General features: G+C 67.1%; 19 protein-coding genes and 1 riboswitch. Of the genes, 9 read left to right on the forward strand and 10 right to left on the reverse strand.

Annotated elements, in window-relative coordinates:
- Positions 1 to 12 precede the first annotated feature (12 nt).
- The 3 genes from AC3A4T_RS13040 (at position 13) to AC3A4T_RS13050 (ending at position 2,118) form a co-directional block, all read left to right on the forward strand.
- The gene (locus AC3A4T_RS13040) at positions 13 to 1,074 is read left to right on the forward strand and encodes a glycosyltransferase family 2 protein (protein ID WP_487675777.1); all 1,062 of its coding nucleotides are present in this window, start codon (positions 13 to 15) and stop codon (positions 1,072 to 1,074) included.
- A complete protein-coding gene (locus AC3A4T_RS13045) occupies positions 1,034 to 1,462 on the forward strand; it encodes a CBS domain-containing protein (protein ID WP_487675778.1) in 429 nt (142 codons plus the stop codon). The genes AC3A4T_RS13040 and AC3A4T_RS13045 overlap by 41 nt, the downstream gene beginning before the upstream one ends.
- 68 nt (positions 1,463 to 1,530) lie before the next feature.
- Entirely contained in the window at positions 1,531 to 2,118 is a 588-nt protein-coding gene (locus tag AC3A4T_RS13050) for a hypothetical protein (protein WP_487675779.1), read from the forward strand.
- A gap of 550 nt (positions 2,119 to 2,668) precedes the next feature.
- On the opposite strand, the gene AC3A4T_RS13055 is transcribed toward AC3A4T_RS13050, so the two are convergent.
- From AC3A4T_RS13055 to AC3A4T_RS13080, 6 genes are all read right to left on the reverse strand, one after another.
- Positions 2,669 to 4,666 carry an AsmA family protein gene (locus AC3A4T_RS13055; protein WP_487675780.1) on the reverse strand — a complete coding sequence of 666 codons (1,998 nt, stop codon included), beginning with the start codon at positions 4,664 to 4,666 and terminating at the stop codon, positions 2,669 to 2,671.
- 208 nt (positions 4,667 to 4,874) lie between these two features.
- The gene (gene trhA, locus AC3A4T_RS13060; RefSeq protein ID WP_487675781.1) at positions 4,875 to 5,555 is read right to left on the reverse strand and encodes a PAQR family membrane homeostasis protein TrhA; all 681 of its coding nucleotides are present in this window, start codon (positions 5,553 to 5,555) and stop codon (positions 4,875 to 4,877) included.
- A 304-nt stretch (positions 5,556 to 5,859) separates the two neighbouring features.
- On the reverse strand, positions 5,860 to 6,348 hold the full coding sequence (locus AC3A4T_RS13065) for a hypothetical protein (RefSeq protein ID WP_487675782.1): 489 nt from the start codon (positions 6,346 to 6,348) through the stop codon (positions 5,860 to 5,862).
- Positions 6,348 to 7,952, reverse strand: coding sequence for a peptide chain release factor 3 (locus AC3A4T_RS13070; RefSeq protein ID WP_487675783.1), 1,605 nt, complete (start codon positions 7,950 to 7,952; stop codon positions 6,348 to 6,350). The genes AC3A4T_RS13065 and AC3A4T_RS13070 overlap by 1 nt, the downstream gene beginning before the upstream one ends.
- 263 nt (positions 7,953 to 8,215) lie before the next feature.
- Positions 8,216 to 9,142 carry a peptidoglycan DD-metalloendopeptidase family protein gene (locus AC3A4T_RS13075; RefSeq protein ID WP_487675784.1) on the reverse strand — a complete coding sequence of 309 codons (927 nt, stop codon included), beginning with the start codon at positions 9,140 to 9,142 and terminating at the stop codon, positions 8,216 to 8,218.
- Between the two features lie 23 nt (positions 9,143 to 9,165).
- The gene (locus AC3A4T_RS13080) at positions 9,166 to 10,269 is read right to left on the reverse strand and encodes a phytase (RefSeq protein WP_487675785.1); all 1,104 of its coding nucleotides are present in this window, start codon (positions 10,267 to 10,269) and stop codon (positions 9,166 to 9,168) included.
- A 128-nt stretch (positions 10,270 to 10,397) separates the two neighbouring features.
- A riboswitch (SAM riboswitch) is annotated at positions 10,398 to 10,510 on the forward strand.
- A 90-nt stretch (positions 10,511 to 10,600) separates the two neighbouring features.
- Between AC3A4T_RS13080 and metX the strand changes: the two genes are divergently transcribed.
- From metX to AC3A4T_RS13105, 5 genes are all read left to right on the forward strand, one after another.
- Positions 10,601 to 11,674 (forward strand): homoserine O-succinyltransferase MetX, encoded by a 1,074-nt coding sequence (gene metX / locus AC3A4T_RS13085; RefSeq protein WP_487675786.1) that lies wholly within the window; start codon positions 10,601 to 10,603, stop codon positions 11,672 to 11,674.
- 62 nt (positions 11,675 to 11,736) lie between these two features.
- Positions 11,737 to 12,921, forward strand: coding sequence for an O-succinylhomoserine (thiol)-lyase (locus tag AC3A4T_RS13090; protein WP_057923450.1), 1,185 nt, complete (start codon positions 11,737 to 11,739; stop codon positions 12,919 to 12,921).
- Entirely contained in the window at positions 12,918 to 14,048 is a 1,131-nt protein-coding gene (locus tag AC3A4T_RS13095) for a homoserine dehydrogenase family protein (protein WP_487675787.1), read from the forward strand. The genes AC3A4T_RS13090 and AC3A4T_RS13095 overlap by 4 nt, the downstream gene beginning before the upstream one ends.
- A gap of 365 nt (positions 14,049 to 14,413) precedes the next feature.
- Positions 14,414 to 15,571 carry a DUF3089 domain-containing protein gene (locus tag AC3A4T_RS13100; protein WP_487675788.1) on the forward strand — a complete coding sequence of 386 codons (1,158 nt, stop codon included), beginning with the start codon at positions 14,414 to 14,416 and terminating at the stop codon, positions 15,569 to 15,571.
- 17 nt (positions 15,572 to 15,588) lie between these two features.
- A complete protein-coding gene (locus AC3A4T_RS13105; RefSeq protein WP_487675789.1) occupies positions 15,589 to 16,143 on the forward strand; it encodes a hypothetical protein in 555 nt (184 codons plus the stop codon).
- A 70-nt stretch (positions 16,144 to 16,213) separates the two neighbouring features.
- On the opposite strand, the gene AC3A4T_RS13110 is transcribed toward AC3A4T_RS13105, so the two are convergent.
- The 4 genes from AC3A4T_RS13110 to AC3A4T_RS13125 form a co-directional block, all read right to left on the reverse strand.
- Positions 16,214 to 16,372 carry a hypothetical protein gene (locus tag AC3A4T_RS13110; protein ID WP_487675790.1) on the reverse strand — a complete coding sequence of 53 codons (159 nt, stop codon included), beginning with the start codon at positions 16,370 to 16,372 and terminating at the stop codon, positions 16,214 to 16,216.
- A 233-nt stretch (positions 16,373 to 16,605) separates the two neighbouring features.
- Entirely contained in the window at positions 16,606 to 18,669 is a 2,064-nt protein-coding gene (locus AC3A4T_RS13115) for a glycosyl hydrolase family 18 protein (RefSeq protein ID WP_487675791.1), read from the reverse strand.
- Between the two features lie 718 nt (positions 18,670 to 19,387).
- Positions 19,388 to 19,765: a hypothetical protein gene (locus tag AC3A4T_RS13120; RefSeq protein ID WP_487675792.1), complete on the reverse strand. Its 378-nt coding sequence runs from the start codon at positions 19,763 to 19,765 to the stop codon at positions 19,388 to 19,390.
- Between the two features lie 47 nt (positions 19,766 to 19,812).
- Positions 19,813 to 20,838, reverse strand: a complete 1,026-nt coding sequence (locus AC3A4T_RS13125; RefSeq protein WP_487675793.1) for an alpha/beta fold hydrolase — start codon at positions 20,836 to 20,838, stop codon at positions 19,813 to 19,815.
- 116 nt (positions 20,839 to 20,954) lie between these two features.
- On the opposite strand from AC3A4T_RS13125, the gene AC3A4T_RS13130 reads away from it, so the two are divergent.
- Positions 20,955 to 21,428, forward strand: coding sequence for a hypothetical protein (locus tag AC3A4T_RS13130; protein WP_487675794.1), 474 nt, complete (start codon positions 20,955 to 20,957; stop codon positions 21,426 to 21,428).
- Positions 21,429 to 21,645 lie beyond the last annotated feature (217 nt).

Here is a 21,645-nt window from a genome sequence, read left to right on the forward strand (position 1 = left end):
ACTATGCGCGGCATGAGCCGCGATCGCGTCACCGTCGTCCTGGCCGCCTTCGACGAGGCCGCCAGCCTGCCCCTGCTGCAGCCGCGCATCGCCGCGGCGCTGGACGCGTTGCAGGCCGACGGCGTCGAAGGCCGCGTGCTGTACGTCGACGACGGCAGCCGCGACCGCACCTGGCCGATCCTGCAGGCGATCGCCGCGGCCGATCCGCGGGTGTCGCTGTTGCGGCTGTCGCGCAACTTCGGCAAGGAGGCGGCGTTGACCGCCGGCCTGGATCTGGTCGACGACGGCGCTGCGCTGATCCTCGACGCCGACGGGCAGGACCCGCCGGAACTGATCGCGCAATTCGTCGCGCTGTGGCGCGAAGGCTATGACGACGTCTACGGCACGCGCGTGGAACGCGAAGGCGAAGGCTGGCTCAAGCGCGGCACCGCGCATGCGTTCTACCGGGTGATCGGACGGTTGTCGCGCACGCCGATCCCGGCAGACACCGGCGATTTCCGCCTGCTCTCGCCGCGCGCGCTGGACGCGCTGCGGCAATTGCGCGAGCGCCATCGATTCATGAAGGGCCTGTTCGGCTGGATCGGCTACAACCGCATCGCGGTGCCGTATCACCGCGAACCGCGGGTGGCCGGCGCCAGCAAGTTCAATCTGTGGCGGCTGTGGAACCTGGCGCTGGAAGGCATCACCAGTTTCTCGACCGCGCCGCTGCGGCTGGCCACGTATCTGGGGCTGGCGACGGCGCTGGTGGCGTTTGCGTACGCGCTCAAGGTGGTGATCAAGGCGCTGCTGTTCGGCGATCCTGTGCAGGGCTGGCCGACGATGATGGCGGTGATCCTGTTCCTGGGCGGCGTGCAGTTGATCGCGCTGGGCCTGATCGGCGAATACCTGGGCCGGCTGTACGAAGAATCCAAACAGCGGCCGCTGTACCTCGTCGACACCTGGCAGCCCGCGGCAGGAGTATCCTCGGGGCAGACCCGGTTTTCCCAGCTCGATCATCCCCAGCTCGATCCCCAGCTCGTGGAAGGAGACCGCAATGCGCACCGTACGACAGCTGTTGGACGCCAAGGCGGCTGAGGTTTTCGCGATCGGCCCCGATGCGCCGGTCATCGACGCGATCCGATTGATGGCCGAAAAACGGATCGGCGCGGTCCTGGTGATGGACGGATCGCGATTGGCCGGGATCCTGTCCGAGCGCGACTACGCACGCAAGATTGTGCTGCAGGGCCGTTCCTCGGCCGACACCCCGGTACGCGACATCATGACCGCGCAGGTGGTCAGCGTGAGCCTGGGCGACAGCGCCGAGCGCTGCATGCAGATCGTGACCGAACGGCGCATCCGCCACTTGCCGGTATTGGAAGGTGGCGAGGTGATCGGCGTGGTCTCGATCGGCGATCTGGTCAAGGCGGTGATCGAAGATCAGCAGGTGGAACTGGATCAGTTGCAGCGCTATATCGCCAGCTGATCGTTGCAAGCCATTTCTTTGCGGCTTGACGTAGACTCGAGCCGCTTTGACTTGAGCGAAGGAAACGCATGATCTCGATGCAACGCATTGCAATCGGCCTGACGACCGTGCTGATGATTGCTCTGGTCGGCTGCGGCGCCAAATCGCCCGAGGCCGATAAATCGCCTGAACCCGCTGTTGCGGCCGTGCCGCCTGACCTGTCGAAGGGGCCGGTGACCGCCACCATCTCGCCCGACGCGGGCACGGTAACTTACGGCGTGTCCGAGCGCAGCATCGAACTGAACGTGGCCGACGTGTTCGGCACGCGAGCAGGGAAATTCGACAAGGCCGTGATCGTCGCGCAAGGTCATCAGGGCGATCGCTACGACGTGGTGCTGCGCCTGGAAGCGCCCAGCGACCCGAAACAAGACGGGGGACGTTGCAGTACCGGCCGCGAAGTATCCATGCGGCATGTCGCTTTCGACACCGGCTCGACCGTGATCAGTTCTTCCAGCGATCTGTCATCTTGCTTGCGGCGCTTGCGCGTGGTGGCCGAGCGTCGTCGGCCTGATGGCGGGCTCGATTTCGATCTGATGCAGACCAATGCCGATGGCAGCGATAGCCCGCTCTATCTGAGTTATGACACCGCGGACTTTACGAAGTCGATCAACTTCTGAGTTGATGCGTGACGCGCATCCATGCGTGTCGCTGTGCGTGCGTGCTTTTGTTCTCGTGAGTTAAAGCATCGCAGTACTGGAGGCGATAGCTGAAATGAGGTCCAAGCTCATGACCTCCCTGTAGGAGCGGCGCAAGCCGCGACCGCGAGAATTCAGTCACGACGTAAGTGGCGAAGTTGTTGCAATGGCGCAGTCGCGGCTTGCGCCGCTCCTACAGGCAGGCCATGCAGCTTTTGCTTGAGCTTGAAGCCGCGCAGTTCATCCAGCGCCGCGAAGCATGTAACTCGCGTTAGCGAAAGCACACCCGAAGGGCGGCATGCATCCTGCAAGCCGTCCTCCGGGTGTCCGTGTGCTAACGCGAGTTACAAGCGTTGCAGCGCTGGATGGGGACCGAGACTTCCGGCTCAAGCCAAAGCCAAAGCCCAGGTCAGCTTGCAACCAGAATTTGAGTTGAGGTAATGGCGGCAGTGTTGATGCTGCGCATGTCTGGCAATGCGCTTGGTAAGTAAATTCGTTGAAAAATGCCGCAGTGCTCGAGGGCTATGCCCGCTCAATTCACCACATGCCCCGCGCAGCCCGCATCCTTGCCAGGCCCCAACTCCAACGTAGCCAACAACGCCGCCGGCGGCGCGATGGTGCCCAGCGCGATCGCCGTCGCGCCGCGCAGGCCCAGGCGTTTGTAGTCTGGACGCGCGTTGGGTTGCTTGAACGTGCCGGTCACCATCAGCGGCGCGCGCAGCGACAGGAAACTGCGGTCCTTCGGGCGCGCGCGGATGGTGAGATCGAGTTTTTCCTCGCGCAGACTGATCGTGCCGGCACCGACCAGCACCGTGTCGCTGGTGTCGAAGGCCAGCGACTGCGCGGTCATCACCCCGTCGTTGACGGCGAAGTCGCCGAACGCGCAGCGGATCGGGATCTTGCGGTCGCGGGTCAACTTGAACTTGAGGATCTCGGCCAGATCGATGCCGGCGAATTCCATCAGCAGGTTGCTGATCTGGCCCTGGCCCATGCCGACCGCGATGCTGCCGTCGCCGCTGCCGAGCATCTTGGCGATCGAATTGCCGCTGCCGCTCAGGGCGATGCGCCCGCCGACCTTGCCGACCGCGTCCTGCGCCAGTTTCACTCCAGGCAGCAGCTTGGACAGGGTCAAGCCGCGCGCGTTGATGTCGGCGCGGGTGCGGATGGTGGCGTTGCGCGCGTCCATGGTGATGTTGGAACGGATGTCGCCGTCGGCGACGCCGAAATTCAGCGGATCGAGCTTGAGCAGGCCGTTTTCCAGCAGCAGATGCGCCTGCATGTCGTCCAGCGGCCAGCCGGGCGCGTTGATCCGCGCGGCCTTGAGCTTCACGTCCGCGTCCATCGAACGCAGCTTGTCCAGCCGATACGGCGTGTCGGGCAACAGCTTGGGCTTGGCGTCCAGTTGCGCATTCTGCGCGGCGAGTTCGGGATTGCTGCTTTCGCCGCGACCGGTCTGCGGCGGCGCGCCGATGAAACCGGCGAGGTCGTCGAAGTCCAGGCGTTTGGAAATCAGGTCGGCGCGCAGATACACCCGCGGCCCGCCTGTGTCGACGCTGGCGTCGCCGGCCAGATCGCTGTCGCCGACCTTGCCAGTGAAATCGTTGTAGTTCCAACGCACGCCGTCGCGGCGCAGGCGGCCGTCGAGCGCGTACGGCGGGGTCGGCGGAATCGCCACGCCGATCAGCGGATACAGGTCGGCGAGGTTTTTGCCGGCCAGCGCGAACTGCAGGTCGAAGTCGCGCAGATGGAACGGGTCGACCAGTTCGCCGCGGGCATGCGCGCGGGTCGCGCCGGCGACCGCGCGCAGGTTCAATCGATACGGTTTCTCGCTGTTGCTCAGTTCCAGCGGCGATTCGGCGCGGCCCTCCATGGTGAAACGGTTGGCTTTCCAGTGACCGCCGCCGTCGACCTCGACCGGCGGCGCGGCGTCTTCGCGGCGCGGTTGGCGGCTGTTGACGGCAAGGCGGATGTCGGTCTTGCCGGCCGGGTCGAGGAATTCCATGCGGCCGTCCTGGATCCAGATCTTGCGGAACGTCGGCAACTCGCCGCCGCCGCCGCGTTCGAACACCCAGTTACCGCCGTGCTTAGGATCGGTCTGCAGATTGACTCGCGGCTGAGTCAGGCGGATGTCGGGAATGCGGATGTCGCCCTTGAGCAAGGGCCAGACTTCCAGCGACAGTTCCAGCCGTTGCGCGGTCGCCATCATCGGCTGCTTGGCCCACGCCGCATTGGCGAAGCTGAGCCCGTCGGCGCGGATCACCGACACCCGGCCCAGGTCGACGTCGAGGTTGCCGTCGATCTCGAACTTGCGTCCGGTGCGCGCTTCGACCTGGCGTTCGATCGGGCCTTTGAACCAGTTCCAGTCCCACAGCGCGATCAGCACCGCGATGGCCAGCGCGATCAGGCCGAGCAGGCTGAGCCAGGGATGGCGGCGTACCGGCGCGTACCAGCCGCGCGCGGCCGCGGCTTGATCGGCGCTGTCGCCAGCGGCGTTGGTGGAAGTGGAAATGTTCGGATCGGGTGTGCTCATCGCGTAAGCGCGAAGGCCGGGGCGTACCGGCGATGCGACCGCAACACGGCGCAGCGCCCTCTCGGCCCGCGCGGCGGGACCTGTGGTGAGGTTGGACCCACCATCGCCACACGCCGGTAAAGCGAGAGTGAATGCGTCGTCGACGCAGCGTGCGGCGTTCAGCCGGTTCGGGCGCCGTGGATCGGGCGCCCGGCCTCACGCCTGCGGGTTAGGTCCCGGCAATCAGCCGCGAAGCCGGCACGACCTGCGACAGCACCGCGATGTAGTGGCAGACGCTGCCGCCGACGACGAACAGATGCCAGATCGCGTGCGAATACTTCAACGACGGCCGGTGATAGAACACCGTGCCCAGGGTGTAGCAGATGCCGCCGGCGAGCAGCCAGCCCAGGGTCGAGGCGTCGAGCGCGTTGAGCAAAGGCTTGGCCGCGACGATCACCAGCCAGCCCATAGCGATGTAGATGATGGTCGACAGCAGCTTGAAGCGGCCGGTGTAGAACAGCTTGAACACGATCCCGGCCACGGCCAGCGCCCAGATCGCCGCGAACAGGCCCCAGCCCCACGGGCCGCGCAGGCCGATCAGGGTGAACGGGGTGTAGGTGCCGGCGATCAGCAGGTAGATCGCGCAATGGTCGAAGACTTTCAGCCGGCCCTTGACGACCGGATGCTGGATCGCGTGGTACAGGGTCGAGGCGAGGTACAGCAGCAGCAGGCTGATCCCGAACACGATCGCGCTGCCGAGCTGCCAGGCGTCGCCGTACAGCGCGGCCAGGGTGATCATCACCGCACCGCCGGCCAGGGCCGCGGTGGCGCCCAGACCGTGGGTCAGGGCATTGGCGATCTCTTCGCGGATCGAGTGCTCGCCGTGAGCGGGGGCATGGGCGATGGTCATAATTCCAGCATCCTAGCGCGGTCTGGGGCCAATGCTCGGCGCGAATGCGAATCGACCGCAACGGCAAGACAGCGTGGATTCGGTTTCGCGACTTCGGTCACGTGGGGCCGGGCTTGGGTCGTGGATCGGCTCAGTGGAGCGGGGCGACAGGCCGGGCGCCGGGCGATACCCATGCGGCGGGATCGCGATCTGGACGCGTCGCACCTGTTGCCGAACCCACGCCGAGCGCGCATTCATCGCAGCGGCGAAGCCGCGCCTTCTCTACACAAATGGACGACCCGGACGCCCGCACGCCGCGCCGCCTTCACTCGAGCGCGTTTAGCCGCCGGATCCGCCGCAGCCGGCGCTGGATCTTGTGCGGTCGGGCGAAGCGGTACTGCTCGACTTCGACCAGCAGCGCGCAATCCTCGCCGAAGGCCTCGCGCATCGCGTACAGACGGCCGTTGCCTTCGAACGCCAGCCAGCGCTCGCCGTCCTGCACGACCTTGATCTGCGAGACCGAGGGAATGATCTCGTTCAACGCGGCCAGATCGAGCCGGCCGTGCGCGAGCAATTCGTCGCGGCGCGCGCTCAGCGCCTGCGCCCGCGCGCGGGTGGCCTGCAGCGCCGATTCGCGGTCGATGCCGTGGATCGGATGCAGCGCCCGGAGCGGCACCATCGCCTGCGTCTTGTCGCTGCGCAGGCGGTGGATGTCCACGATCACCTTGGCCATGTAGGCGTCCTTGTAGTCGAGCGCGGCGACTTCGCTGCGCTTGCTCAACAAGTAGGTCCACCACCGGCGCAGCGGCGACATCAGTCCAGCGCCACCGCATGCGCGTGTTCGCGCGTGGCCAGGAATTCAACGCCCGGCGCGCGTTCCTGCGCCAGTTGCAGGTTGACCCGGGTCGGCGCCAGGTAGACCAGTTGCCCGGCCGCATCCAGCGACAGGTTCAGCGCGTTCTTGTCGCGGAATTCCTCGAGCTTCTTGGCGTCGTTGCAGCGGATCCAGCGCGCGGTGGCGACGCTCACCTGCTCGAAGCTCGCGTCCACGCCGTATTCGTCCTTCAGCCGATAGGCGACCACGTCGAACTGCAGCACGCCGACCGCGCCGAGGATCAGGTCGTTGCTCATCAGCGGGCGGAAGAACTGGGTCGCGCCTTCTTCCGACAACTGCGCCAGGCCCTTCTGCAACTGCTTGAGCTTGAGCGGATCGCGCAGGCGCGCGCGGCGGAACAGTTCCGGGGCGAAGTTCGGGATGCCGGTGAACGACAGTGGCTCGCCTTCGCTGAAGCTGTCGCCGATCGAGATCGTGCCGTGGTTGTGGATGCCGATGACGTCGCCGGGAAACGCGGTCTCGGCGATCTCGCGATCGGAGGCCATGAAGGTCAGCGCGTTGGCGAGCTTGACCTCCTTGCCGGTGCGCGCGTGGAAGGCCTTCATGCCGGCGTTGAACTTGCCCGAGCAGATGCGCATGAACGCGACCCGGTCGCGGTGCTGCGGGTCCATGTTGGCCTGGATCTTGAACACGAAGCCGCTGAGTTTTTCCTCGGCCGGCTGCACGTCGCGGGTGGTGGTCTCGCGCGGCTTGGGCGAGGGCGCGTGCTCGACGAAGAAGTCCAGCAGCAGCTGCACGCCGAAGTTGTTGACCGCCGAACCGAAGAACACCGGGGTCTGTTCGCCGGCCAGGTACTTGGCCTTGTCGAACGGATGCGAGGCGCCTTCGACCAGTTCCAGTTCGTCGCGCAGTTCGGCCAGCATCGGCGCGCCGATCCGCGCTTCCAGCGCCGGGTCGTCGATCGAGGCGAAGATGGTCGAATCCTGGCGGGTGAAGTTGCGGCCCTGTTCGTACAGGTGCACTTCGCCGGTCATCAGGTGGACCACGCCCTTGAGGCGCTGGCCCATGCCGATCGGCCAGGTGATCGGCGCGCACTGGATGCCGAGCACGCTTTCGACTTCGTCGAGCAGGTCGATCGGGCTCTTGCCTTCGCGGTCGAGCTTGTTGATGAAGGTCATGATCGGCGTGGTGCGCAGCCGGCAGACTTCCATCAGCTTGATCGTGCGTTCCTCCACGCCCTTGGCCACGTCGATGACCATCAGCGCCGAGTCGACCGCGGTCAGCACGCGGTAGGTGTCCTCACCGAAGTCGGCGTGGCCGGGGGTGTCGAGCAGGTTGACGATGTGGTCTTCGTAGGGGAACTGCATCACCGACGAGGTCACCGAGATGCCGCGCTCCTTTTCCAGCGCCATCCAGTCGGAGGTCGCATGGCGCGCGGCCTTGCGGCCCTTGACGCTGCCGGCCATCTGGATCGCGCCGCCGAACAGCAGCAGCTTTTCGGTCAGCGTGGTCTTGCCGGCGTCGGGGTGCGAAATGATCGCGAAGGTGCGGCGGCGGAGGGCTTGTTGGGAGACTTCGGACATGAGTACGGCGCGCCGGGGGCGCGTCGGCCGGTAAGGGAAAGGCGGCGATTATACCTGTGGACGGCGGCGGGGCTGGGGAGGCTTGTCGAAGGCCGTCCACAGGGGGCCTCAGCCGGCGGGCCGTTGTGTGAGGTCTTTTGTGGGAGGGCCTTCAAGCCCGACGCTTTTCTCTCAGATCGCGGCGTCGGACCGAACAGCGTCGGGCCTGAAGGCCCTCCCACAAAAGACCTCGGAGCCTGGAGGCTGTCCCGAATCCCGACTCCTCAGCGCGTCCCGCCGCTGAGCCGCAACGGCCCCTGCGGCCCGTTGATCCGCACCGGAATCGACTCCAGGCGCATGCCGCGGTTGATCTGCACCGCGAAATGCAGGTGCGGTCCGGTGCTGAAACCGGTGTTGCCCGACAGCCCGATCTGCTGGCCGGCGCGGACCCGCTGGCCGACCCGCACGATCACGCCGTTGTCGGCCTTGAGGTGGGCGTACAGGGCCATCGTCCCGTCGTCGTGGAGGATGCGCACGAAGTTGGCGCGGTCGCCGAACTTCTCCAGGTTGAGCCCGGCCTTGTCGAAATCCGATTCGACCTGCATCACCACGCCGTCGCGCGCGGCCAGCACCGGGGTGCCGATGTCGGCGGCGAAGTCGATCGCGTAACGGTGTTCGGGCTCGGTGTGGCTGAAGTGGCCGCCGTAGCCCTGGTCGATGCGGAACTGCTGCTGTTGCAGCGGCAGCAGGTACTCGACGTTGCGCGCGCGGGCGCGCGGGTCGCCGGGCACGCTGCGCATGGTCAGTTCGAAATCGCCGCCGCGGGTCGGGTCCTGGGCGCTGAGCACGGCGATCACGGCGCTGCCGCGCGCGTCCACGGTGGCGTTGGCGGGCAGGCTGGGATTGCCGGCGATGTTGTTGCTGTGGGTGAAATCGAGTTGCACCTCGACCGGCCCGGACAGGCTGTTGTCGGCCCAGGCCAGGTAGCGGTCGCCGTCCTGCTGCACGCGCAGCCGCGCGATCGCGCCGGGCTCGGCGCGGAACGGAATCACCTTGACCTCCGACGGCGGCGCCGCGGACGGCGCGCGATCGCCGTAATGGGTGATGCCGCTCTTGTCGGTCCAGCGATACAGCTTGCCGGCCTGCGCCGCGGATGCGGCGAGCAGGGTCAGGCACAGGCAGATGACGATTGGGGCAGGCAGGCGCGGCATGGTCGGGTCGGGCGGGGGCGGGGTCAGTTCAGACAACTCGATTGCAACTGCAGAGCGCGGGCCACGTCGCCCAGGTCGAACGCGCTCACCGAGCGGTCGTCGTGGACCGCGTACAGCGCGCCGGTCGGGAACGCGCTGGTGCCGGCCGCGTGCAGGGCGATGCCGTCGGTGTGTGCGGTCACTTCGCCGCTGAAGCTGCCGCGCGGCTCCAGGCTGGCGCGGTCGTAGACATGGAAGATGGTGCGCGGCATCAGCTGGTCGACCGCGATCCAGTAACCGTCGCCCGCGCCGCAGCTCCACAGCGCCACGCCTTCGGCCTGGGCCTGGAAGCTGCGGTCGGGCACGCGCCGACCGGTGTAGCGGCCGGCGAGGGTGTATTCGCGCAGGGTCGACAGATGACGCTGGTCTTCGTCGGCGATCAGCAGACGGTCGCCGGCGGCGTCGCCGGCGATCGATTCGACCACCCGCAACGCGGTATCGGCGTGGGTATCGCCGAACGCGCCCTGGTACTCGGTGCTCATCGCATCGTTGTCGTCGAAGCGCAGGCGGTAGCGACGCACGCGCTGGTCGAGTTCGGCCAGCGGCGGCACCCGGTCGAATTTTTCGCCGTACATGAAGCTGTCGGTGATGTAGGCGTCGAGTTCGCCGGGCGCGGTCTCGTTGATCCACACGCCGTACGGGCTGCGCAGTTCGGCCTCGCCGAAGCTGCCGAGCGGGGCGAAGTCGGGCAGGTGCAGCACTTGGACCCGGTGGTTGTCGCGCTCGACCACGAACAGGTGATCGCCGAACACCGCCAGCCCGTTGGGGCGCTTGAACTGGCCGGCCGCGCCGCCCTTTTCGCCGAAGGTGCGCAGGCGCTGGCCGCTGTCGGCGTCGTAGACGGCCAGGCGGTGGGTCGACTTGGCGCTGGCGATCAGCCAGGTCGAACCGTCCGGGGTCGGCCAGGTGGCGAGCGAATCGAGCTCGTCCTGCGGGCTTTGCGCCGAGACGAAACGCTCGGGCACGATCCGCAGCCCGGCAGGCGTCACGCTGTTGAAGCGTGCTTCCGATTCCAGGGTGGGACGGGTCAGGGCGCAGGAGGACAGCAACAGCGTCGTCAGGGCGGCGGCGAGGAGGCGGCTATTCATCGGCTTAAGTGTATGCGCGGGCGATGTCGGTCGGGTGGCGGTCGGGGCCGCGGCGAGGGGCTAAATAATAAATCGCTATATGCGGATGAAGCGATTGACACGCCCGCCGGGCGTCGGCAGACTGTGGCCATCCATCGAGACCGGCAGAGGGACAGGCCCTTTGAAGCCGGGGCAACCCAAGGCGGCGCAAGCCGCGTGAAGGTGCCAATTCCTGCGGCCCGCCCGCGCCCCATGAGGCGTCGGCGTCGGTCGGAAGATGGTTGCGAAGCGCGCTTTGCTGCGTGCTTGCGACTTGCGAACTCGGTGGCCCCGTTCACTTCGGATGACCGCCATGAGCTTCGCCCCCAGCACCGCCGCCGACCGCGCCGAAAGCTTCGTCTCCTATTCCGCCGCCGCCGCGCCCATCGGTTTCGAGCGCGCCGCGTCCGAGCGCTCCGCCGCGCGCGTCACCGCGACTCGCGGCGAGATCGGCATCGAACTGGACCTGCGCCACTCCGGTCGCCGCGCGCTGACTTTGCGCTATGAAACCCAGGGCGATGCTTCGCTGCCTGCGCTGTTTGTGGCCGGAGGCATCTCGGCTCACAGGCATTTGTCGCCGAGCCGTGAGTTCAGCGAGGGTGGGTGGTGGGAGTGCCAGGTCGGCAACGGCCGTTCGCTCGACCCGACCCGTTACCACCTGGTGTCCTTCGACTGGCTCGGCGCCGACGGTTCGCTCGACATCGCGCTCGATCCGGCCGATCAGGCCGATGCGATCGCCGCGCTGCTCGATGCGCTGGGCATCGAACGCCTGCAGGCCTTCGTCGGTTACTCCTACGGCGCGATGGTCGGCCTGCAGTTCGCCTCGCGTCATCCGACGCGGGTCGGCGAAGTGATCTCGATCAGCGGCACCCACCGCGCTCATCCCTATGCCGCCGCATGGCGCGCGCTGCAACGCCGCGCGGTCGCGCTGGGCGCGCTGCAATGCGACGAAAGCCAGGGCCTGGCGCTGGCGCGCGAACTGGCGGTGCTGAGCTACCGCACCCCGGAAGAATTCGCCGAGCGTTTCGGCGCCGCGCAGGTGGTCGATGGCCGCGTGCGCGTCGACGCCGAGGACTACCTTGACCATTGCGGCAACAAGTACGTCGCGCGCACTTCGCCGACCGCGTTCCTGCGTCTGTCCGAATCGATCGACCTGCAGCAGGTCGATCCGTCGAGCATCCGCGCGCCGGTCACCGTGGTCGCGGTCACCGAGGATCGGCTGATCCCGCTGAGCGAGTCCTACGACCTGATCGAACGCCTGCGCGGCGAAACCCGCCTGCGCGTGCTGCGTTCGATCTACGGCCACGACGCCTGCCTGAAAGAACAAGCCCAGATCGACACCATTCTTCGCGAAGCGTTGGCCGACTGCACGTCGGTGGCCGCATGAGCATTCACACCTACGGAGCGGCCCACGTGAGCAATCCCCATAACCCGCAGCATTCCACGCCCCTGCGCAACGCCTGTACCGCCGCGGTGCGCGCCGGCATCGACCGCGATACCGCGCACGGCGCGGTGACGCCGCCGATCGTGCTGTCGTCGAACTTCAGCTTCGCCGGTTTCGACCAGAAGCGTCAGTACGACTACACCCGCAGCGGCAATCCGACCCGCGACCTGCTGGCCGAAGCGCTGGCCGAACTCGAAGGCGGCGCCGGCGGCGTGATCACCTCGACCGGCATGTCCGCCATCACCCTGGTGCTGCACGCCTTCCTCAAGCCCGGCGACCGCATCGTGGTGCCGCACGACGGCTACGGCGGCAGCTGGCGCCTGTTCAACGCGCTGGCGGCGAAGGGCGCGTTCGAACTGGTCACCGCCGATCTCACCGATCCGCGCTCGCTGACCGAAGCGCTGGCGACCAACCCGGCGGTGGTGTGGATCGAAACCCCGTCCAACCCGCTGCTGCGCATCACCGATCTGCGTTTCGTGATCGAAGCCGCGCAGGCGCAGGGCGCGCTGACCGTGGTCGACAACACCTTCCTGTCGCCGGCCTTGCAGCGTCCGATCGCGTTCGGCGCCGACCTCGTCGTGCATTCGACCACCAAGTACATCAATGGCCACAGCGACGTGGTCGGCGGCGCGGTCGTGGCCAAGACCGCCGAGCATCAGCAGCAGCTGACCTGGTGGGCGAACGCGCTCGGACTGACCGGTTCGCCGTTCGACGCCTTCCTGACCCTGCGCGGCCTGCGCACGCTCGATGCGCGTCTGCGCGTGCATCAGGAAAACACCCAGGCCATCGCCGAACTGCTCGACAACCATCCGGCGGTGCGCGTGGTGCATTACCCGGGTCTGGAATCGCATCCGGGCCATGCGCTGGCCGCGCGCCAGCAGAAGGGCTTCGGCGCGATGCTCAGCGTCGAGATCGACGGCGGCGTCGAAGCCGTGCGCGCGTTCGTCGACGGCCTGACCTGCTTCACCCTGGCCGAATCGCTGGGCGGCGTCGAAAGCCTGATCGCGCATCCGGCGACCATGACCCATGCGGCGATGTCGCCCGAAGCGCGCGCCGCGGCCGGTATCGGCGACGGCCTGCTGCGCCTGTCGGTCGGCATCGAACACCTCGACGATCTGATCGCCGATCTGCAGGCCGCGCTGGAACGCGCGAGCGCGGCGGTGGCCACGGCGGCGCGCGTCAAACGATGAACGTCGCGGCCGGCGTTGCGCATTCGGAAACGTTGCGAGCGCTCGCGCCGCAATCGCAGACCCGCGCCGCGAATGCGTCCGCGCGGGTCGCCCTGCTCGGCACCGGCACGGTCGGCAGCGCGGTGATCGCGCGGCTGGCCGGCTGGCGCGGCGGCGCGCTGGACGGACGCGTATCGCTGGTGCATGTGGCCAATTCGCGGCGCGCGGCCGTCGCCGACGCCATCGCGCCGGAGCAGGCGGTGGCGGCGCTGGCCGAATCGAGCCGCGCCAGTTCGCTCGACGAAGTCGCATTGGCGCTGCACGGCGACGGCGCGCGGGTGGTGATCGATGCGACCGCGAGCGAAGCGGTCGCCGAGCGCCATGCGCAGTGGCTCGCGCAGGGCATCCATGTGGTGACCGCGTGCAAGATCGGCCAGGGCACCACGCTGGCGCGCTGGCGCGCGATCCGCGAGGCCTGCGCTTACGGCGGCAGCGGTTACGGCGACAGCGCCACGGTCGGCGCGGGTCTGCCGCTGCTGCGCTCCTTGCGCGAGTTGCAGGCCGGCGGCGATCGCATCCACGCCATCGCCGGCGTGCTTTCGGGATCGCTGGCGTGGCTGTTCAATCAGTACGACGGCATGCGTCCGTTCTCGGCGCTGGTGCGGCAGGCGCGCGATGCCGGCTACACCGAGCCCGATCCGCGCGACGATCTGTCCGGCGAAGACGTGCGGCGCAAATTGCTGATCCTGGCGCGTGCGGCCGGGGTGGCGCTGGATGCGAGCGAGGTCGAGGTTGCTTCGTTGGTGCCGCCGGAACTGGCGATCCTGTCCAAGGACAGCGTCGACGCGGCCTTGCCCGCGCTCGACGGCCCGCTGCGCGAGCGCTATGCCGCCGCTTACAAGGACGGCGCGAAGCTGCGGTTTCTCGCCCGCCTGGAGCGCGGCGAGGACGGTAAGGTCAGTGCGAAAGTCGGGCTGGAATCGCTGCCGGGCGATCATCCGCTCGCCGGTGGCGCGGGCACCGACAACAAGGTCGCGATCTGGTCGGATCGGTATCGCGCGCAGCCGCTGGTGATCCAGGGGCCGGGTGCGGGCGCCGAGGTGACGGCGGCGGGGTTGTTGGATGATGTGTTGCGGTTGATCGGTTGATCGGCGTGATTTGCCGCCACGCCCGCTCTTGCTGTTCCCCCTTTGGAGAAGAGGGGGCGGGGGAGATTCGCTTTGGCTCTTGAGGCATTCGTCGTGCTCGAGATGGCGCGGTCGCGGCTCGCGCCGCTCCTACAGGTAGGCCATGCGGGATCGGCGTTCGTTTGCGACCGCGAAAGCCCATCTTCGGCGTAACTCACGCCGCGTCCACATCAATTCCACGCATCGTGCATAACATTCGCTGTATCGGCGAATAGCGGCCCTAGAATGCCCGGACCCTTCGGCGGAGACCCCGCCGATCCGCGCGTCCCGCGCATTCCGACCAGGCCTCGCCACGCATGATTTCGCCACGTACGACCGCGCCACGCATGGTCACGATCCGTTGGCTTGCGCTACTGGCGGTGCTCTGCCTGAGCGTGGGCTGCGCGCGGCTGTTCGACCCGAAGGACGATTTCGACCGCAGTCCGGTGCCGGGTGCGCCGGACTATCGCGACGAACGCAGCTGGGCGGCGCTGCCGACCCGTCGCGACGATGCCGACGCCACCCCGATCGGCATGCGCCACCGTCAACTCGACGCGCCGGTCGATGTGTTCTTCATCCATCCGACCACCTACTTCTCGCGCGACAGCTGGAACCAGTCGCTCGACGACGAACGCGCCGATCGCGGCACCGATTTCGCCCTGCGCGCGCAGGCCAGCGCCTTCAACGACAGCGGCCGGGTGTTCGCGCCGTATTACCGGCAGATGTCGCTCGCCGGCTACGTCTCGGCGTCGGATGCGGACCGCGACAAGGCGCTGGATCTGGCCTACGCCGACGTGCGCGCCGCGTTCGCCGTGTACCTGCAGCATTACTCCCACGGCCGGCCCTTCATCATCGCCGCGCACAGCCAGGGCAGCGGCCATGGCCTGCGTCTGGTTTCGGAGCTGATGTCCGACCTCGCCGCGGATCGGAGCTTGCGCAAGCGTCTGGTAGCGGCTTACTTGATCGGCGCGCCGGTGCCGCGCGACAGCCTGCAGCGGGTGATCCCCGGCGTGCCGCTGTGTAACACGCCGAGCCAGACCGGTTGCGCGGTGTTCTATAACTCGGTCGAGGCCGGCGAAGACCGGCCCAAACGGTTCGAACGGGTGCGCGCGTGGTACCCCGACGGCTACCGCACCGTCGAACAACCCTCGTTGCTGTGCGTGAACCCGGTGACCTGGCGCGCCGACGAAATCGCCAGCGAGGTCTCGGGGCATCGCGGGTCGGTGCATGCCGAGCCGCGTCGTCCCTTGCCCGAGCCGCAATCGGGCCGGATGACCGCGCAATGCCAGGGCGGCCTGCTGTCGGTGACCTTGCCCGACGGCGAATGGCGCCGGTTCTGGTTCGGCGGCGATCAGCACGTCAACGACTATCAGCTGTTCTACATGGACATCCGCGCCAATGCCGCGCAGCGGGTGGCGGCGATGCGCAAGGGTGCGAACGCGGCGTCGACACCGGTCGCGCCGACGCGGGGCAAGGCCAAGACCGCGCGCAAACCCAAACGCTGAGCGCTCCGCGTAGCCGCATGGGCGACGCGGCGGATCGCAACCGCGCGGCGCATTACACTGCGCCGATGAATCTCGACGCCGACATCGTGCCGGGCCGATCGATCGGCGGCATCGTCCTGGGCCAGCAAGCGCTGGAACTGATCGAGCGCCTGCAACAGCACGCTCGAGTCGTCGCACGGCCGGCCTTGAATCCGGACTACACCTGCTATGACATCGACGAGGCGATGACGATCGTCGTCGGCAATCATGATTTCGTCGTCGTCAATCTGGCCGCGCGTGGCGGCTACCGCGGGCGTCTGTTCGGCTACATCCATGCCGGCATGCGCGTGCATGAGCTGATCGCCGGTGCTTCCAGCGCTTTGCTGAAAGCGATCCATCCGCATAACGAATTCGTCTACCTGGACCGCGCCGAAAGCGTCGGTTTCCTGCTGCCGCCGCAGTACGACGACGTGGTCGACCGGATCGAGCATCTGCCGGCCGACCTCGTGCTCGACACGCTGTATGTGATGCCGCCGTCGATGCGTCAGGTGCCGGGGCGCGACTGCAAGCCGGTGTGGCGGCCGGTCGATTGAGCTGTCGCATGTCGATGGAGCGACGGATCGGATGGGCGGTTCGCTGACGCGCGGACTCGCGCGTTGGCCGTCACGGTGTTGTTCGGATATCGCATCGCGCGACTGGCCGGTAAGACGAATCGTCGAGCGAACGACCGTGATGCCGCACGCACTCGTGGTCCGTGCCGATATCCATCGCGTCGTTGATGGGTGAGTCGTTGTTGCGCGAATCGCTGTCGGGCAGGTTCATGGGCGAAGGCCGATGAGCGCCGCCAAAAACGAAATCGGAGCGCCGATCGGGGGGGTGATCGGCGCTCCGTTGCAGATCACCGTGGCGTATCGCTCGCCACGGCTTTGCAAAACTGGGAATTCGTGACGCGCGATGGCGTCGTAAGGAACGTGTGGGTGTGTAGCGCGCTTGCGGCCCTCACCCCAACCCCTCTCCCGCTGGCGGGAGAGGGGCTTTTTCGGCTTCGGGATTGCTTACTTCAGACCATCGCTGATCGCGGTGGCCAGGCTGCCCTGGGCGTCGTCGCCGCTGAACTCCCAGAAGAACGCGCCACCCAGACCCTGGGTCTTGACGTACTGCATCTTCTGGCCGATCAGCTGCGGCGTGTCGTAGCTCCACATCGTGGTGCCGTTGTACTTCCAGGTGGCCTGCGCGTTGTTGTCGGTGTAGACCGTGCCGGCGAGGTTCTTGAGCACCTTGTAGTCCTCGATGCCCGCCTCGTAGGTGCCCGGCGCGGCGCTGCCGCTCTGGTACAGGCCATTGTTGACGTTGGGCACGTTGGTCCAGCCGCGGCCGTAGAAACCGATGCCGAGGTTGAGCTTGCTGGCCGGGACGCCGCGCGACAGGAAGGCCTCGATGGCGTCGTTGGAGTTGTACAGCTTGACGTCGCCGGTCGACGGATCGTTCGGCGAAGCGAACAGCGCCGAGTGGTGATTCGTCTTGGCTTCCCAACCGCCGTGGAAGTCGTAGGTCATCACGTTGATGAAATCCAGGTACTGGTGGTACGCACCGGGATTGGTCACGCGGATCTTGTCGATGCCGGCGCCGACCGCGACGGTCAGCAACAGGCCCGGACGCACCGCGTCGAGCTGACGACGGAACTCGGCCAGCAACGCGGTGAAGTTGGCGTTGTCCTCCGGACGCTGCGCGGTCGGGCACTCGATGCCGCAGACCACCGGGTATTCCCAGTCGATGTCGATGCCGTCGAACACGCCGGCCGCCGCGCCCGGACCGCCCGCGCCGTCGGTGACCGGCAGGTTGCCCTTGATGTAGGCGTCGACGCACGAAGCGACGAAGGCCTGACGGTTTTCAGGACGTGCCGCGCTCGGGAAGTTGCGCGACCAGGTCCAGCCGCCGAGCGAGATCAGCACCTTGATGTTCGGGTGCTTGGCCTTGAGCTGCTTGAGCTGGTTCCAGCTGCCGCGCAAAGGTTGATCCCAGGTGTCGGCCGCGCCGCTGACGCTTTCGCCGGCCTGGAAGGCCTTGGTGTAATCGGCGAACGCATCGCCGCCGGCGCCGGTGTTCGGATCGGACGCGACGGTCACGCCGACTTCGCAACGATTGTTGCGCACGTTGCCGAACGCGTAGTTGATGTGGGTCAGCTTGCTGGCCGAACCGCTGGTGTCGATGTTCTTGACCCGGTAGTTGCGGCCGTAGATGCCCCACTGGGCGAAGTAGCCGATCACCTTCTTGTTGCCGCCGACGACCGGCGGCTTGGTGGTCGCGCTGACCGACGCGCTCTGCGCCGAGGCGTTGCCGGCGTTGTCGCGCGCGCGCACGGTGAAGCTGTAGCTGGTGCTCGCGGCGAGACCGCTGACGGTGAAGCTGTTGCTCGTCGGCGAACCGACGAGGCTGCCGCTGCGATAGACGTCGTAGCCGGCCACGCCGCTGCCGCCGCTGTTGTCGGTCGACGCGTTCCAGCTCAGCGAGACGCTGTTGGAGGTCTGCGACGGCGAGCTCAGGCCACCGGGGACGCTCGGCGGAGTGGTATCGGCCGGGCCGGAGGCGACGGTGATGCTGACCGCGGCCGAGGTCTTGGTCGCGCCGAGGTTGTCCTTGGCGACCGCGGTGAAGCTGTGGCTGCCGGCGGTGGCGTTGTTCCAGGTCACCGCATACGGCGAACTGGAGTCCACGCCGAGCGAACTGGCGCCGCGGAAGAATTCGACGCTGGCGACGGTGCCGTCGCTGTCGGCGGCATTCGCGCTGACGGCGATGTTGGCGCCGACGTTGTAGCTGGCGCCGGCGGTCGGCGAAGTCAGCGATACGGTCGGTGCCTGGTTGCCCGGGCCGGTGCCGCACACGCCCAGGTCGGCGTAGTAGTTGCAGCTCGGGCAGTAGTTCGGCGGTGTGTTCCAGATCGGGCCGTTGGCCTGATACAGGTGATTTTGGTACGTCATCTTGTCGCCGGCGGCGTAGATGGCGGTTGCGCTCCAGGCGGCGACGCCGGCGCAGGATGCGCCTTGTGCGTAGGCGGTGGAAATCGACGATGCGGCAAGCATGGTCGACAACAGCAGGTGGGCGGACCGAGTGTGTCTCATGGTGCTTCCTCTCTCCCGTGCATAGTCAAGACATTGCCGGCCATGGCCGGCCAGCGGCGGTTCCCGCCCGTGTTGAAGGAAGGCCCTCGAACCTTCCGTCGTGCATGGGAGGCTTGGGCCTCCTCGAGTGATCGGCGGAGGACCGCCGTCGGTGATGCATTTCCTGCCGCGCACTGCCGCGGGAGCGGCGCGACCGGGCGATAACCGGTCCGTGCGTTGACGCCGTTGGTTCCGTGGTGGTTCTTGTCGTTCGAGCCCGCGCGATCCCGCCGCGCTCCGCCTCCCTCGCGGCCTCGTTCAGGATGCTCGACCGAGTGCGATGCGAAGCAAGCTGGAGTTGCTTGACAACGTTGTCAACTTAGGTCGTCGTTCTTTGCGCTGCAGTTCACAGAAAGCCCTGGAAGGCCCTGACAACGTGCGTAGTGGGTGGCCTGTTTTGCTGCGCCGCAGCGTGCCGGCGCGCGGCGATTTGCCTCGAAAAGGACAAACGGATGTCCGAAGGACAAATGTGCGCACAGGCGTGCTGGGCTTGAGCCGGGATGGCGCGCGGACGAAAGCGTTGCGCGCGCGGGTCGTGCGCTGGCGGCTCTGTGCGTCGGGGCATGTCCCGTTGCGTCATTGCGACACTACGGCGCGGCAAGAGGCGCGGGTCGGTGAGCGGTCTGCATCGGTCGACGCGCGCCGGTTCGATCGGAGCGGTTCGATCAAGCCGTAGACGCTAGGCGCGCTTGTCCTCGACATGCACCACGCTCAATTCCCGGCCATCGAGATCGCGCTGGCCGCGACCGGTCAAACCGATCACGAGTTCGCTCGCCTCGATCTCGCCGTCGTCTTCGACGTAAGTGAGCACGTCCGGGTGATGGCAGGTGACGATCCAGCCCGGCAGCGGATCCAGGTCGATGACGCTGAAGTCGGCGGCCGGCGAACCCACGTGGACGGGGCCGTATTCGCGCAGGATGTCGCGCGCCTGGGTCGCCAGATCGCCCTGCGGCGTCATCAGGATCACGCAGGTGCCATGCGCGAACAGCACCCAGGATTTCTGTTCGCCGATGATGATGCGGCGCCAGGCGGCCGCGGCTTCGTTCGCGTTTGTCATGCGGCGACGTTAACCCGGCCGGCGCGCGATCGAAATACGCGTCGGGCTCACTCCGCCATGTCGAGATGCGTCAGCAAGGCCTGATTGAAGGTCGATGGCGCTTCGACCTGCGGCGAATGGCCGAGGTCTTCGAATTCGACCAGCTTCGCGCCCGGAATCGCCTTGGCGGCGGCGCGTCCGAGCGATGGGTACAGGCCCAGCTTGGCCTTGAGCGCTTCATCGGCCAGATCGCGATTGATCGCGGTGCGGTCGCGCTGGCCGATGAACAAGGTGGTCGGCACGCGCAGCCGCGCGAACTCGTGCACCACCGGCTGGGTGAACACCATCTCCGAGGTCAATGCCTGGTTCCAGGCCACGCGCTCGCGGCTGGGGCCGGCGTACAGGCCGGCGAGCATGCCGACCCAGCGGTCGTATTCGGGTTTCCATTGGCCGCTGTAATACACGCTCTGTTGATACTGCTTGATCGTCGCGAACGAGGTCTTGAGTTCGCGCGCATAGGCCTCGTCGACGCTGCGCCACGGCACGCCGAGCGCTTTCCAGTCTTCCAGGCCGATCGGGTTGACCAGCATCAGGCGCTGCGTCGATTGCGGGTACATCAGCGCGTAACGCACGGCGAGCATGCCGCCCATCGAGTGGCCGACGATCGCGGCGCGTTCGATGCCCAGCGATTTGAGCAGGGCCTGGGTGTCGGCGGCCAGTTCGTGCAGGCTGTATTGATGATGCGCGGGCTTGCTGGATTTGCAGAAGCCGATCTGGTCGGGCGCGATCACCCGGTAACCGGCCTGGCTCAAGGCGGCGATCGCCGATTCCCAGGTCGCCGCGCAGAAATTCTTGCCGTGCAGCAGGACCACGCTGCGGCCGTTGGGCTTGGTCGGCCGCACGTCCATATAGGCCATGCGCACCGCTTCGCCCTGCGAGCGGAATTCGCGGTAGGCGACCGGGTAGGGGTAGTCGAAACCTTGCAGTTCCATGCCGTAGCTGGGGCTGGGGACGGCGGCTTCGTTCGCGGCGGGCGTGGCGGCGAGGCTCAGCGCCGGCAGCAGGGAACACAGGATCGCGGCGGGCAGGCGCATGGTCGTCGGCCGGAGAGGGGGGGAAGGCTCATCCTAAAGCAGGTGTGCGCTGGGTGATGCCGGCGCTATAGTCGCAGCGCGCAGTTCCCGTCACTGCCGCCATGGAGGCTTCAAGGATGGAATCGACGATCAAGTGCAGTGCGCTCGCCGCTTGTTTCATGCTCGGTATGAGCGTCGCGCCGGTCCGCGCCGGCGAACGCCTGCCGGTGTTGGACGAATCGCCCGCGTGCGCGCACCAGAAGCTCGGCGTGGTGACGATCGAAGCCGGCAATCGGGTCACCGAGGCGAGCATGGACCCCAACCCGACCCCGGTGAATTACGCCCGCGCCTTCGACCGTCTGGCCGAAGCGGCGGCGCAACAGGGCGGCAACGCGGTGGTGTTGCGGCAGCATCGCGCGACCTACTTCACCCGTTCCGGCAAGCGCACGCCCGAAGCGGTGCATGTGCGGCTCAGCGGCGCGGCGATCCGTCTCGACGGCGATCCGTCGGCGTGCCGGCTGGTCGTGGTCGATCCGCGTGAGTATTCGCACCGGCGCGAGACCGACAAGATCGTGCAGACGACTTCGGATAAGGCGTATCAGTCGGATTGAGCGGTCGGATCGAGCAGCCGCATCGAGCAGTCGGATTGAATGATCGAATTCGGCGGTGAGATCGATCGGGTCGGCGATCGGTGTGGATCGATCGCCGCGGCGACATGCCGATGGATGAGCGGCGTGTCGTTTGTGCAGTGGCGCGACGTGAGTCGGCTTTATTCGGCTTGCTCTGATCGGCTTGGCTCAGGCGGCCTGTTTTGACCGCTCTGTTCTA

This window comes from Lysobacter sp. Soil_N_51 (assembly GCF_057655755.1).